Source organism: Trinickia acidisoli (assembly GCF_017315725.1).
Taxonomy (GTDB): Bacteria; Pseudomonadota; Gammaproteobacteria; order Burkholderiales; family Burkholderiaceae; genus Trinickia; species Trinickia acidisoli.
The window spans coordinates 1,020,621-1,034,517 of record NZ_JAFLRG010000001.1 but is presented as its reverse complement, the minus strand read 5'-3'; the positions used below and the strand labels follow the sequence as shown (position 1 = coordinate 1,034,517).

The 13,897-nt window shown below is 61.6% G+C and carries 14 protein-coding genes; 2 read left to right on the top strand and 12 right to left on the bottom strand.

Annotation, left to right across the window (positions count from 1 at the left end):
* Positions 1–53: 53 nt before the first annotated feature.
* From J3485_RS04740 to rfbB, 10 genes are all read right to left on the bottom strand, one after another.
* Positions 54–1,631, bottom strand: a complete 1,578-nt coding sequence (locus tag J3485_RS04740) for a glycosyltransferase family 2 protein (RefSeq protein ID WP_206951405.1) — start codon at positions 1,629–1,631, stop codon at positions 54–56.
* The gene (locus J3485_RS04735; RefSeq protein WP_206951404.1) at positions 1,628–2,710 is read right to left on the bottom strand and encodes a glycosyltransferase family protein; all 1,083 of its coding nucleotides are present in this window, start codon (positions 2,708–2,710) and stop codon (positions 1,628–1,630) included. The genes J3485_RS04740 and J3485_RS04735 overlap by 4 nt, the downstream gene beginning before the upstream one ends.
* Positions 2,707–3,654 carry an NAD-dependent epimerase/dehydratase family protein gene (locus tag J3485_RS04730; protein ID WP_206951403.1) on the bottom strand — a complete coding sequence of 316 codons (948 nt, stop codon included), beginning with the start codon at positions 3,652–3,654 and terminating at the stop codon, positions 2,707–2,709. The genes J3485_RS04735 and J3485_RS04730 overlap by 4 nt, the downstream gene beginning before the upstream one ends.
* A gap of 11 nt (positions 3,655–3,665) precedes the next feature.
* A complete protein-coding gene (locus J3485_RS04725) occupies positions 3,666–4,742 on the bottom strand; it encodes a 3-dehydroquinate synthase family protein (protein WP_206951402.1) in 1,077 nt (358 codons plus the stop codon).
* Positions 4,726–5,442: an SDR family NAD(P)-dependent oxidoreductase gene (locus tag J3485_RS04720; RefSeq protein ID WP_206951401.1), complete on the bottom strand. Its 717-nt coding sequence runs from the start codon at positions 5,440–5,442 to the stop codon at positions 4,726–4,728. The genes J3485_RS04725 and J3485_RS04720 overlap by 17 nt, the downstream gene beginning before the upstream one ends.
* 10 nt (positions 5,443–5,452) lie before the next feature.
* On the bottom strand, positions 5,453–6,253 hold the full coding sequence (locus tag J3485_RS04715; RefSeq protein WP_242538483.1) for an aldolase/citrate lyase family protein: 801 nt from the start codon (positions 6,251–6,253) through the stop codon (positions 5,453–5,455).
* 191 nt (positions 6,254–6,444) lie between these two features.
* Positions 6,445–7,371 carry a dTDP-4-dehydrorhamnose reductase gene (gene rfbD, locus J3485_RS04710; RefSeq protein ID WP_206951399.1) on the bottom strand — a complete coding sequence of 309 codons (927 nt, stop codon included), beginning with the start codon at positions 7,369–7,371 and terminating at the stop codon, positions 6,445–6,447.
* An 11-nt stretch (positions 7,372–7,382) separates the two neighbouring features.
* A complete protein-coding gene (rfbC, locus tag J3485_RS04705) occupies positions 7,383–7,937 on the bottom strand; it encodes a dTDP-4-dehydrorhamnose 3,5-epimerase (protein WP_206951398.1) in 555 nt (184 codons plus the stop codon).
* Positions 7,934–8,815 carry a glucose-1-phosphate thymidylyltransferase RfbA gene (gene rfbA, locus J3485_RS04700; RefSeq protein WP_206951396.1) on the bottom strand — a complete coding sequence of 294 codons (882 nt, stop codon included), beginning with the start codon at positions 8,813–8,815 and terminating at the stop codon, positions 7,934–7,936. Before rfbA ends, rfbC begins: the two co-directional genes overlap by 4 nt.
* A gap of 14 nt (positions 8,816–8,829) precedes the next feature.
* The gene (rfbB, locus tag J3485_RS04695; RefSeq protein WP_206951395.1) at positions 8,830–9,891 is read right to left on the bottom strand and encodes a dTDP-glucose 4,6-dehydratase; all 1,062 of its coding nucleotides are present in this window, start codon (positions 9,889–9,891) and stop codon (positions 8,830–8,832) included.
* Between the two features lie 186 nt (positions 9,892–10,077).
* Between rfbB and J3485_RS04690 the strand changes: the two genes are divergently transcribed.
* The gene (locus J3485_RS04690; RefSeq protein WP_206951394.1) at positions 10,078–10,926 is read left to right on the top strand and encodes a symmetrical bis(5'-nucleosyl)-tetraphosphatase; all 849 of its coding nucleotides are present in this window, start codon (positions 10,078–10,080) and stop codon (positions 10,924–10,926) included.
* 224 nt (positions 10,927–11,150) lie between these two features.
* On the top strand, positions 11,151–11,717 hold the full coding sequence (cysC, locus tag J3485_RS04685) for an adenylyl-sulfate kinase (protein ID WP_206955648.1): 567 nt from the start codon (positions 11,151–11,153) through the stop codon (positions 11,715–11,717).
* Between the two features lie 17 nt (positions 11,718–11,734).
* On the opposite strand, the gene J3485_RS04680 is transcribed toward cysC, so the two are convergent.
* Together J3485_RS04680 and J3485_RS04675 are read right to left on the bottom strand one after the other, a co-directional pair.
* Positions 11,735–12,553, bottom strand: coding sequence for a lysophospholipid acyltransferase family protein (locus J3485_RS04680; protein ID WP_206951392.1), 819 nt, complete (start codon positions 12,551–12,553; stop codon positions 11,735–11,737).
* 49 nt (positions 12,554–12,602) lie between these two features.
* Positions 12,603–13,880: a dihydroorotase gene (locus tag J3485_RS04675; protein ID WP_206951391.1), complete on the bottom strand. Its 1,278-nt coding sequence runs from the start codon at positions 13,878–13,880 to the stop codon at positions 12,603–12,605.
* Positions 13,881–13,897: the final 17 nt, after the last annotated feature.

Genomic DNA, 13,897 nt, shown 5'->3' with positions numbered 1-13,897 from the left:
GCCGCGGCTGCAATTGCGATTGCCCGCTCGACGGCGCACGATTCGTTAAATGTTTACCACCGACGCAAGATGCGTCTCAACACGCGGCGCCCAAAGTATCCGGCCCGGCGCAGCGGGTTGAAGACGAGATTAGCGGCCACCCGTACCGGAACGGTCGTTTGACGGCTGATCTCCACGCGGGCCACATATTGCTCCAGAACATCCTGGCTGACACCCAGGAATTGCCGCCCGAGGTGAAGCCACTCGCCCCTCGCTCGATGCTCGACGAAATCCTTGATCTGCGACGACGCACGACGATACTCAGTAAGACGAGCAACCAGCCGGTCGAAATCGCGATCCACCCAGACGTAGGGTGGCGCCTCCGCGACATCGAGGACGGCCAGCACGCTCGGTACACCGCCGGGCACGTCCGGGTCGACCGCTACCCACCCGATCGGCATTTCGTAGATATCGAACCCGTGCCGATGACAACGCCGACAATTGCGGTAGGGGTCGTCGTCGTGCTTGGCATAGGTCTTGTGAAAGAGCCTGGTCCATTTGCGCAACTCGCTCCGCGAGCGCTTGCCCTCGGCAATTTCCTGGATCCTCTCGATCGGCACGAAGAGGTCGTAGCTGAACAAATCGCAGCTAACGATAAAGTCCCGCACCGTTCGAAACGTACCCGACTCGACCTTGTTGCGACTCTCGCCCGTGACGACCGACGCCTCGACCTGGCAAAAGATCTTGTGAATGCAGTCGTGCAGGAACTTGAATCGCGTGCCGTCGCGACGGCCCTCGAAAATCACCGCAACGGTAGACGGCTTGAATACGCCCCTCGATATCAAATGGCGTAATTGTAACGCGAGGCCGATGCCCCAGAAATGATAGTCGCCGAGCTCGTGACGTTTGGCGAATCGCCGGAAGTGCTCGAACTGCTGCGCATCGCCAGCATGACGATAGAACACCAACGGACGATTGACGATCCGCGCGCGCCGTGGGCTGAAGCATTCGAGAATCCAGCACACGTGCGAATAAATCTTTTGAATCGTCAAGGCTTCGCGCGCGATCTTCACATCGGCGTACTCGCGCCGCATGATGACGTTCGAAATACCGGCCAGCATGAACATGAAGCCGACCGACCGCACCAGCGCATCGCCCGTCACGTCGAAGTGGTCACCATGCATCGGCACCATGTGCTCGGCCAATGGAGCGCCGTCATCGTCGATCAACCGCGAATTGAAGATGAACACGTCCGCAGCGTCGGCCTTGATGAGCCGCACGACTTCAAAGATGGTGTCGCAAATGGGGATCTCGTCATCCCCATGAAACCAGACGTAGTCGCCCCGGCAAAATTCGAGCGACTCGAACATGTTCTCTTCGGCTGTCGGCAAGAATTCGACGCGATTGACGAGTCGCACCTTGTCTGACACCAAGGGTTCGATCAGGGTTTGGGTATCGTCGTTCGAGCAATTGTTGACGACGATGATCTCGACATCGTCGGTATGCGGCAAAAGGTTTTGCTGCAAATACAGCACGAGCGCATGGACACGCGCACCCCGGTTGTAGGTGGGGATGCAGATGGTCAGCGCCACACGCTGCTCAGGAGGCAGCATATCGATCGATACCGCCGTGGCTGTCGGATGCGGATTCATGCTTCGTAGAGTTTGATACGTCCCGACTTGAGCCGGTTCTTGATGACGTTGGCCGTATAGAGAAGGCCCCTCTCCCTGACCATCAGCCAAATGGTGCGGACCACGCTGAAGTATCGTTCGGAGGCCTTGATCTTCGGTACGTACGCGTCCGACATGGGCTCGTCATAAGTCACTTGCTGAACCGCGGCCTGGGTACCGTCGACGAAACGCCGCACCTCCTGCTCGGCCAGTGCGAACAATTCCATATAGCGCTCGCGCGCCTGCACGACCGTTTCCTTGGCGCGCGCGAGGCCAGCGGGATCGTCGCCCCAGACGTAGCCGTACGTACCCAGCTCGGCCTTACCGATCAGATCCGTGAAGTGCTCGTTCGGCAAGAACACGACAGGGCAGCCACACAACATGGCCTCGATAGCCAATGCCGAATTCTCATAGCAATAGAAAACCTCGCAGCGTCGGAAGAGATCGCGGATTTGATCGGGCGTCTGAGCGTCGGGACGATCGCGCAGGATTTCCTCCATCCCCTCCGTTACCGGGGATGTCTTGCCACCGTGATAGTACTTGTACTTCCCCGCGTAAAAACATCCCCCTTGACGCTTCGTACCCGCGGGAGGAGGCGTGAACAATTGCGGATCGGACGCGGGGACGAAGATCGTGTGGCGCGATCGAGGCACCGTGGCCGCGATGGCTTCGCTGTACGAGATGCAGTATTCGCTTTCCGGATACGCTTCGTCGCCGCCCAGCAGTCCCGCATAGTTCAGCACATAACGAACGACGAACGGCGCATTGAGCGGATTACCTCGCATGTTCTCGGGATAGATCGTAATCGGAGTGAGGCCGCTCTCGCGGTGATAGTCCATCACGCGCTTGGTCAACAGCGGCGTATTCAACGCCGGATGCGTCGACAGATAAGGCGGCGAATGCGGATAAATGATCAGGAACGCTGTTTCCCCCATGCGATTGAGCGCGTGGCAAAGGAAATGGAGAACCTTGATTCCGGCGGACGTGCGCACATAGCGCGGCGCAACCACGTAGTACGGGTTGCGCCGCTTGGCGAAGAAAACCGTTTCTAACTCACTCACACGTGTGCCTTTTTAGCCAAACCGGTCAAGTAGGCAGCCGTATCGACGATCTGCTCGTCCAGCGAACGAGGCGCAAAGCTAAAGCGCTGCTCGAGCGCGCGGATGCGCTCCGGATCACCGACGTAATAGTTGTTGGGGATGGCCTTGACGTGTGGCCGCTCGACGCTGGAACCCAACGCTCCGAGGACGCTCCGGCACCGCTGCGCAAGCTCACCGATCTCGATAACTTCCGTCCCGACGGTATCGAAGAGTGCCGAGCTGTCGAGTCCGCCGTCGAGCATCGCCGCCATGCCGAGGCGTATCAGATCCTCGACGGCGTAATACGACCGCCACACAGGGTGCGTAGCCTGGATGCGAATTGGCCGCCCTTCGAGGCAAGCGAGAATGATCGACGACAGCGCGTAGAGTTCGTGCTTGTTGATATAGGCGCCGCTCAGATTGAAGACGCGCGAAATAATCGCCGGAAAGCCTCGCTGGGCAGCCTTGTCGCCGAACAGATGCTCGTCGTCAAGCTTGCAGCGGCCGTAGATGGCACCATCGGATCGATTATCGGGATCAAGGCCCGCATAAGCCGCACCGCTCGACGGAATGAACATGCCCGCCACCTCGTGCCCGTCGATGAAGCGGATGACGGCCTGCCGAATGCCCTCGTTACTGCTCAAATACTCGTCGAGCGTCATCTTGCCGACGCTGTCCTTCGTCCGGAACGCATAGTGGAAGACGATGGCCGGCCGCTCGAGCATCAGACTAGGCAGATCGTCGAGCGCGCGAACACGAATAGGCACGCCCGCACCGAGCGTCAAGGCGCGCTCGCTCGATGCGAACGCATGCACCCGCTTGCTCGCATCGCGCCCAAACTCGCGATAGAGGTAAGCCAGCGTTGCTTGCCCCAACCATCCGGTGGCGCCGGCAACGACAAAGTCGAAGTCGGTATCGATAGCCATCGGATCGCCAGTCAGAGCTCGCTCAAACTGCAAGCGAAAGCTTCGGTAATCGCCGCGCTCGTCGCGTCATTGCGCTCCAGCGAAATGCGCTCCAATTCGCCGTCACGCACCGGCACGATGACGCGATAGTGGGTCTGCGAGTGCTTCTTGTCGCTCTTGAAATGTTCGAACAGCGATTGCGGCGAGATGCGCTCGAGTGACGAAAGCGTATGGCGCACAGGCCCGAGCAAAGCGCGCACGTGCTCCATCAAGGCGCCGGCCAGCGCTTTACCGTGCTCCGACAGCCGCCCCGCATCCTCGGCGAATCGATATGCCGTCAACATGCCGACACCGACCGCAATACCGTGCGGAACATCGAAATGGGTAGCCGATTCGAGCGCATGTCCAAACGTGTGACCGAAATTGAGCAGTAGCCGTTCGGCCTGATCGAATTCATCCGTTTCGATGAACCACTTCTTGGCCCGCAAGCTTTGCTCGATGATGCGCGCGGCCTTATCGCGGCCAAGCGGAACGGCAGGCGCGAGCTTCAGATAGGTGCCAAATTCTTCCGCACCGCGCGCGTAGCAAATCTTGACAGACTCCATCAGCCCGCTCGTCAATTGCACGGCGTCGAGACTATCGACGAATGCGAGATCGATCAGGATTTGCGCGGGAGGATGAAAGTTACCGACGAGGTTCTTGTACATCCCCACGTTGATCGACGACTTGCCCCCAATACAGGAATCCACCATGCCGAGCAGCGTGGTCGGGCAATAGTGCCAGCGTAGGCCTCGCATATAGACGGACGCGACGAACGTAGCGATGTCCTGCACGATGCCGCCGCCCACGGCGACGATTTCCGTTTCGCGCGTGGCGCCGAAGCGCTTCAGTTGCTCGATGACGGGCGCCATCCGCTCGAGCGCCTTGTTCTCCTCGGACGCTTCGATCTCGATGATGGGATCGGTGATGAATTGCACCTGCGGCAGCAAGCGCCGATCGACGATGAAGATCCGATGCGTCGGCGCAGCGATCGCCGCGCGCACCAAATCCTCACCGATAGCGACACGGTATGCCCCCGAGGCGCTTTGGATATCAAAGGATGCGCGCATAGGAAAACCCTTTATCGACGGTAATGAACTGCCCCGTGATCGCGCGGTGTGCGGTCGAGCAGCAAAACTCCACGGCTGCCGCAACGTCGTCGACCCCAGCCAGACGTCCGGCAGGCGTCGCCGCCTCCAGCCGCTGGATCTGCTCCGCGCTCAGGTTCGCTCGCGTCATCGGCGTATCGAGCGCGCCGGGCAACACGGCATTGATCACGTGCCCCGCCGGCGCAAGATCGATCGATGCAGAGCGTATCAGCCCTTGCAATGCCGACTTGGTAATGCAATAAGACAGCTTGTTTTGCCGCGCGATGTTCTGCCACATCGAACTGACCACGCACAACCGCGCACCGTCGGCGGCAACCCGTTTTTGGCGCAAAAGCGCGTTCAACGAAGCCAATACGAACAAGACGTTCGCCTCGTACATCTGCTGATGCCGAGCCGCATCGAAATCCTCGATGCTGTCGTTGCAGTTATCGCCTTGCGCCCAAACAACGGCGTCCAATTCGGCGAGCGCGGCAGGCGGTTCGGGCTGGTCGAGCGGGGACCACACCACATGGGCCCAGCCGCATGCGGCATCGACCCGATTGGGGGCACGCCGACCGATGCCCAGCACATCCCAGCCGCGCTGCGCGAACCAGGCCACCAGCGCACCGCCGATGGCCCCGGACGCACCGAAGATAGCGATTCGAGGTCGCTTCGATGACACTACCGGCCTCTTACTTGGCGTTCAGAACGTGCCAACGCTCTTCGAGCATGCGAATGCGCTTGTCGTCTTCCTTCTCGATCAAGCCATAGTATTCGCGCTTGTTCTGCAGCCACAGCAATTCGAAGTGAACCGCTTGCAACAGGCCCTGCTCGATGCTCGGCTGATCGACTGCGCCCGCCGAGAAAATGATCTTGCGCGTCTCGAAGCGCGTGAGATAGTTCGCACGCAGACGACGCAACGCCGGCAGGGCATCCATCGACACGCCGCCGCCGACCACGAGCTCCAGCCCCGTTTCCTTGGCGGCCGTGCCGGTGCTCACCGCGTAATCGGTCACCTTGTCGCTGTTGATGTCGTCACGCGAATAGCCGTTGGAGAGCGAGAAGTCGACACGACCGAAAACCACACCATTGAGGCCATTGGGAACGCTCGCGGCGTCTACGAGGCCCTTCAGGTTGTTATATCCGGTGATCGTCTCGAGATTGAACAGGAATTTCGTATCCTGTTGCTCTTCAGCCGAATAAACCTTATTCTTAGCTTCAATGAATTTGCTGACCGCATACGGCGATTCGATCATCGGCGCGATGATGTATTCCACGCCAATCTGCTTGCTTTCGAGCAAGTCGCGAATGGCTTCGCAGCCACCGATCTTCAATCCAACGCCGACACCAGCCTTGCGCGCGATTTCGATCAAGCGCAACAATTCATCGACACGCGTGCCTTCGGCTTCGAACTCGGCCTTCACTGCGAGATAGCCGAATTCTTCCTTCCCGCGACGCAGGATTTCCAACATCTTTCGTTCGCGACTATTCATCAACAACTCCTTTCAATAAAAGCGATACCGTTCTAATCGGCGCAAACCCTGCGACCGGGCGCGAACGTACACCTACCCGCGATCTTCGGCAAGGCTGGAAGTGTACAAGCAAACCCGCCCCCTGGAAAGGCTGGCATCCCTGCTGTTGCCTTACATTAACCAACTGTTACATGCACTCGAGTGCCCTTCTCTCATTGCTTGGTCTCGCGCATTTGCATGCACAGGCGTAGAGCGTCGTCCCAGCGCGGCACACGCAATCCAAACGCGGCTGTAAGCTTTTCCCCAGACAAACGCGAATTGGCTGGCCGTTTCGCAGGAGTTGGATAAGCAGCCGTCGAAATCGGCAATACTTGCGGTACACGCGATAATTCATCGGAATTAATTTCAGCGAAAATTGCCGATGCAAAGCCATGCCATGAGGTCGATCCGGCTGCGGTCAAGTGGTAGGTGCCCGTGCGTGCCGCCCACCATTCAGGCATGTGCCGCGCGGCAAACCCCTGCGCAACCACGTGCGCCGTCAGCGCGGCGATCGTATTGCTCCAAGTCGGCGCGCCGAATTGATCGGCCACGACCTTGAGCTCCGGCCGCTGCGCACCGAGCCGCAACATGGTGAGCAGGAAGTTCTTGCCTCGCAGACCATACACCCAGCTCGTGCGCAGCACGAGGTGTTGCGCACCGCTGGCCGAAACAGCCTGCTCGCCGGCCAGCTTCGTCCGCCCATAGGCGTTCTGCGGATCGGTTGCGTCATCTTCCAAATACGGCGTCGTCTTCGCGCCGCTGAATACGTAGTCGGTCGAATAATGAATCAGCGCAGCACCCAAGCGCTTGCTTTCCTCTGCAAGCACAGCCGGCGCTTCGCCGTTGATGCGCATGGCAAGCTCGAACTCTTCTTCTGCCCGATCGACCGCCGTGTATGCCGCAGCATTGACGATGACATCGGGCCGCACGTCGCGCACGACGCGCCGAAGCCCGTCGAGATCCGACAAGTCGCATCGCGAACGATCCAACCCAACGACACGGCCAAGACCCTGCAGCGCACGCACGAGTTCGAAACCCACCTGCCCGTTCACGCCCGTCACCAACAAAACACGCTCATCGCCAGGCTCGTGCGTCGGCATTTCCGTCCCCATCACGCAAAACACTCGGCATCGGCCAACCGCTTGCCGGCCGTGTCCTTCGCGGCGAGCACGGGCTCGAACTCGATGGGCCATTCGATCCCGATGTCCGGGTCGTTCCAAAGCAGCGTCCGTTCGTGCTCCGGGTACCAGAAATCGGACGTTTTGTAGAGAAATTGCGCCGACTCGGACAGCACGACGAAACCGTGTGCGAAGCCGGGCGGTATCCAGAGTTGGCGGCGGTTATCGCCCGAGAGCACGACGCCCTCCCACTTCCCGAACGTCGGCGAGCTGCGGCGCACATCCACGGCCACGTCGAACACTTCGCCCTCGGTCACACGCACGAGCTTGCCTTGCGGATGGTGGATTTGATAGTGCAGGCCCCGCAGCACGCCCCTGGCTGAGCGAGAGTGATTGTCCTGCACGAATTCGACGCCGGGTTGTACCTGCTCGGCGAACTCGCGCGCGTTGAAGCTTTCGAAGAAGAACCCGCGTGCGTCGCCGAACACCTTGGGCTCGATCAGTTTGACGTCGGGAAGCGCGCTAACGGGAGTGACTTGGATACTCATGCGACTTGATTGGTGAGAATGCTTTGCAGATAGGCGCCGTAGCCGTTTTTCGCAAGCGGCTGAGCGAGCTTGAGCAGTTGCTCGGCATCGATCCAGCGCTGGCGATAAGCGATTTCCTCCGGACAAGCGACCATCAACCCCTGCCGCTTCTGCAACGTGGAGATGAACGTCGCCGCTTCGATCAACGAATCATGCGTGCCGGTATCGAGCCATGCGTAGCCCCGGCCCATGATTTCGACATTGAGCTGTCCATCGGCGAGATAACGCGAATTGACGTCGGTGATTTCGAGTTCGCCGCGCGCCGAGGGCTTGATGTCGGCCGCGATGTCGCACACTTTTTCGTCGTAGAAGTACAAGCCTGTCACCGCATAGCTGGAGCGCGGGCGAGCCGGCTTTTCCTCGATCGAGCGCGCGCGAAACTGCGCATCGAACTCGACGACGCCGTAACGCTCCGGGTCCTGGACGTGATAGGCGAACACCGTCGCGCCGCACGCTCTGGCATCCGCGCGTTCGAGTTGCGCGGCAAGATCGTGCCCGTAGAAGATGTTGTCGCCGAGAATGAGCGCCGACGGCTCGCCGCCGACAAAATCGCGGCCGATGACGAACGCCTGCGCCAACCCGTCCGGGGACGGCTGCACCGCGTATTGGAAGCTCATCCCCCATTGGCTGCCGTCGTGCAGCATCGCCTCAAAGCGCGGCGTGTCCTGCGGCGTCGAAATGATGAGCACGTCGCGCACGCCGGCGACCATCAGCGTCGACAGCGGATAGTAGATCATCGGCTTGTCGTAGACGGGCAGAAGCTGCTTCGATACGACGTGCGTGATCGGGTAAAGCCGTGTGCCCGAGCCGCCTGCGAGAATAATGCCTTTGCGCGCCATAGGTTTCGCTCTCGTCAACTGCGCTTCGCGTAGTTCGTCTCGACCCACTTCCGGTATTCGCCGGATGCGACCTCGTCGACCCACGTCTGATTTTCGAGGTACCAGTGTACCGTTTCGGCAAGGCCGCTTTCGAACGTATGCGCCGGCTTCCACCCGAGCTCGCGCTCGAGCTTGCGCGCGTCGATCGCATAGCGCCGGTCATGGCCGGGGCGGTCTTTGACGAACGCGATTTGATCGCGATGGGAGCCGCTCGGCTTCGGCCGTGCACCGTCGAGCAAATCGCAGATCGCCTGAACGACTTCGATGTTCGTCTTTTCGTTCCAGCCGCCAATGTTGTAGGTCTCGCCGGGCGTGCCGCGCGCGAGCACTTCGCGCACGGCGGCGCAATGGTCGCCGACGTACAGCCAATCGCGCACGTTCCGTCCGTCTCCGTAGACGGGCAGCGGCTTTCCGGCGATGGCGTTCGCGATCACCAACGGAATCAGCTTTTCCGGAAACTGATATGGGCCGTAGTTGTTCGAGCAGTTCGTCGTCAGCACAGGCAGCCCGTACGTGTGGTGGTAGGCGCGCACGAGATGATCGGAGCCGGCCTTGCTGGCCGAATAGGGACTATTCGGCGCGTATTGGGACGCCTCGGAAAACGGGGGGTCGGTGGGCGACAACGATCCGAACACTTCGTCCGTCGACACGTGCAGGAACCGGAAGCCGGCTCGGGCGGCGTCGTCGAGGCCGCTCCAATAAGCGCGCACGGCTTCGAGCAGCGTGAAGGTCCCAACGACATTGGTCTGGACGAAATCGGCCGGGCCGTGAATCGACCGATCGACGTGGCTTTCCGCGGCAAAGTGCACCACGGCCCGCGGCCGGTGCTCCGTCAACATCGCCGCGAGCGCGGCGCCGTCACCAATATCGGCCCGCACGAAAACATGCCCCGAATTGCCTTCCAAGGACTGAAGCGTGCGCAGATTGCCCGCGTAAGTCAGCTTATCGACGTTCAGCACGGCCTCGTCCGATCGGCGCAACCAATCGAGCACGAAGTTGGCGCCGATGAAGCCGGCACCGCCGGTTACCAGAATCATGGAGTCCCTTTGGAAAACGCTTGGCGAGCGATCATGTAAAAGCTTCCGTACAATCGGGTCATGGAATCGACGGCTCGAACGCTCGTTCGCAAGACTGCGGGGAGCGGAAAGGCTCGATTATAAAGCCCGCTCGTAACACTCGCGAAGCGCAGCGAAACTCGACGCGCGCCGCGGCCGACATAAGTCATGATCACAACCCTTGCTACCACACCGTTCGCTTTCGGCGATCTTCAAGGCTGCCATACCCCCTTCAAGCGCCTGCTCTCGCAATTGCCGCTCGCGCCCGACACGCCGCTCTGGTTTGCCGGCGATCTCGTCAATCGCGGCCCCGATTCCTTGGCAACGCTGCGCGACGTCATGGCTTTGGACGAGTCCGCGCGCGCGGTGCTCGGCAATCATGATCTGCACCTGCTGGCCGTCGCAGCCGGCATTCGACCGCTAAAAAAAAGCGATACGCTTGCCGACATCCTCGCCGCACCCGATGCCGGTGAGCTGATCGACTGGCTGCGCCATCGCCCGTTCGCGCATTTCGAGCGCGACCTGCTGATGGTTCACGCCGGCGTGCTGCCGCAATGGGACGTCACGCTCGCGCTCGAGCTCGCTGACGAACTGCAATGCGCGTTGCGCTCGCCGGATTGGAAACAGACGCTCGCGCAGTGGTACGGCAACGAGCCGCGTCGATGGAGCGCCGATTTGAAGCGGGCGGACCGCCAACGCGTCGCATTCAACGCCTTCACGCGCATCCGGTTTTGCACCCCGAACGGGGAGATGGAGTTCGACTGCAGCAATGGGCCCGACGCGGCTCCACCCGGCTACCTGCCTTGGTTCGACGCCCCGGACCGGCGCACAGCCGACGTCACCGTCGTATTCGGCCACTGGGCCGCGCTTGGGCTCATGCTGAAAGACAACCTGATCGGGCTCGATTCTGGCTGCGTATGGGGCAATCGCCTGTCCGCGGTACGACTGGCCCGCCTGCCCCACGAACGCGAAGTGATCCAAGTCGCGTGCGACGGTTGCGTTTCCCGCCCCGAATAGCGCCGCGGCACCCACACCCGGCGGCTCGTAGGGCTCGTAGGATTAGCGGAGCATTAAGTATTTGGTTATGCAGGATTAAACACTTGGTAATGGTTGTAAGCGGTCAAGTGCTTTGTCCCCCACCGCGTTGCTTCATACAATCGTCTTATTGCACTGGGCCGCAGACGCGGCCCTAGTAGGAGACACATTTGCAACGCACTCTTCACACTCTCGCTCCCCACCCGATGCCGCAGACCGATATCTCGACGCGCGAGCCGGGCGGCGTGCTGTGGCTGACCGGCCTGTCCGGGGCCGGCAAGACGACGCTGGCCAAGGCACTGAAGCAACGGCTGACCGACGAACGCTGCATGGCGGTCGTCCTAGACGGAGACGTATTGCGCACCGGCCTGAACGCCGGCCTCGGCTTCAGCAGCGCCGACCGCCGAGAAAACATTCGCCGCACGGCGGAGGTTGCATCGCTGTTCAAGGCCGAAGGCTTCGTCGTCATTTGCGCTTTGATCTCCCCGGCGGCCGCCCAGCGCAAGCTGGCCCGCGCGATCGTCGGCGAGCGTTTCTTCGAAGTACACGTGAGCAGCGATCTGAGCGTATGTGAAGCGCGCGATCCGAAGGGGCTCTACGCAAAAGCGCGTAGCGGCACGCTAGCCGAATTCACCGGCGTCTCCTCGCCCTACGAAGTGCCGACCGCTCCCGACCTGGCGCTCGATACGCGCCATTCCAGCATTGCCGAGTCGCTCGACGAGCTGGACAGTTTCGTTCGCAGCCATATTCGCCTCGCACGGTCGCAAGGCTGACGCCATCGGCATCGCGTTCACGAATCCGCTGACGCGGCCGGACCGGCTGGGAGATCGGGGCTTTGCGCTTCGCGAGGCACCGATTCCGGCGGCGTCTTCGTTCCCGCTTGCAACATCGCCAAACCGGCCGCCACCACCTGCCTCGCCTGCGCCGCCAGTTCGCGCCTGTCGCCGACCGGCGCGATAGGCTCGCCCACGTATAAATGCGCCGTCACCGGCCCGTTGCGCAGGAGCGTGTCGAGCGATTCGAGTAGCGACGTGTCGCCGACATACGCGGGCGCGGTCGATTGGCGCCCTTGCGAATCTTCGTATAGCAGGCAGATCGGCTGGACGGCACATTGAGCCGCGAGGGCCGCCTGGAATAGGTTCGAGTGAAACGGCAGCAACGCGAGGCCGTCCGACGTCGTGCCTTCGGGAAACATGCAAACGCAGCCGCCGGCTTCGAGCCGAGTAGCCAGCTCATGCATGATCCGTTTTGCGTCCCTGCGCTTTTCGCGTTGCAAGAACACGGTATCGAGCTGAGCCGCGAGCCAGCCGATGACGGGCCACGCGCGCACTTCCGCCTTCGAGACGAACGGTGTCGGCCGCCACGCATTGATCACGTAGATGTCGATCCACGAAATATGGTTGCCGACGACGAGCGTGCGTTGGTCGAGCCGCGCCGCGTCGTTGTGTACGACGAGCCGCATGCCCACGAGTTCGAGCAGCTTCAGCGACCAGATGCGATTGATCTCGACTCTGCGCGCAGCCGTGAGTCGCGGAAAACGCGTCGCCACGATCCATGCGCCACACAGCAGATGGAGCGCAAGCCGAAGCTTGGCAAGCATGACCCTCATCGCGATGCTCCCCTGCGTTTGCCTGCGCGCTGCACGCCTGTCACGCCTGTCACGCCTGTTCGTACGCCACGTGACCCGCGACGATCGTCGCGCGCACGCGCGCCGGCAGCTCGTAGCCGAGGAACGGCGTGTTGTGCCCTTGGCTCTTGAGCGCGCGAGGCTCGACGCGCCAATAGGCATTTCGGTCGAACACGCAGATGTCGGCCGCCGCCCCCACCTCCATGCGGCCCACGGGCAGCTTGAGGACGTTCGCCGGCTCGACCGTGATGCGGCTCAGTGCCCGCGCGAGCGGCAGCCGCGCCTCGTCGGCCCACTTTACCGTCAGCGAGAGCAGCAACTCGAGGCCGGTCGCGCCGGGCGTGGCCTCAGCGAACGGCAGCAGCTTTTCATCGTCGTCAACGGGCGTATGCGCCGAACAGATGGCGTCGATCGTTCCATCGGCCAGGCCCGCGCGAATCGCCTCGCGATCGCGCTGTGCGCGCAACGGGGGATCGAGGCGGAACTGAGAATCGAAGTAGCCAATGTCGACGTCGATCAGATGAATGTGATTCGCGCTGACGTCGCACGAAACGGGCAGCCCCTCGGCCTTCGCCTCGCGCACGAGCGCAACGCCCGCGGCCGACGACAAGTGCGACAGGTGAACGCGCGCGCCCGTTGCTCGCGTCAGCTCGAAAATCGTATGCAATGCGATGGTCTCGGCCGCCACGGGCACGCCCGACAAGCCCAAGCGCGACGCGAGCGCGCCGCTTGCCGCCACGCCACCTTGCGCAAGGTAGGCGTCTTGCGGCCTCAGCCATACCGTATAGCCGTAAGTACTCGCATATTGCAGCGCGCGCAGTAGCACTTTCGTATCGACGACGGGCACGTCGGCTTGCGTGAAGCCGATGCAGCCGGCTTCGGTCAGCTCGACCATCTCGGTGATCACGGCACCCTTCAATCCGACCGTCAACGCGCCGAGCGGATGCACGTGTGCGCGATGCAGCTTGCTCGCGCGAAACTTGAGCATTTCGACGAGCCCGGGTTCATCGAGCACCGGGTCGGTGTCGGGCGGGCACGCGAGCGTCGTCACGCCGCCGGCCACGGCCGCCGCCATCTCGGAGTCGAGCGTCGCCTTGTGCTCGTAGCCGGGCTCGCGCAGCCGCGCCGACAAATCGACGAAGCCGGGTGCAACATCAAGCCCCTTCGCGTCGATCGTCTTGTCAGCCTTGAACCCAGCGGGCGCCGCGCCGATCGCGGCGATGGCGCCGTCGGCAATGAAAACGTCCGCCCGTCGCTCGGTGCCCGCTTGCGGGTCGATCACCGTGCCGCCTTCGATATGAATCTTCATGCGCTGCCTTTATTGTC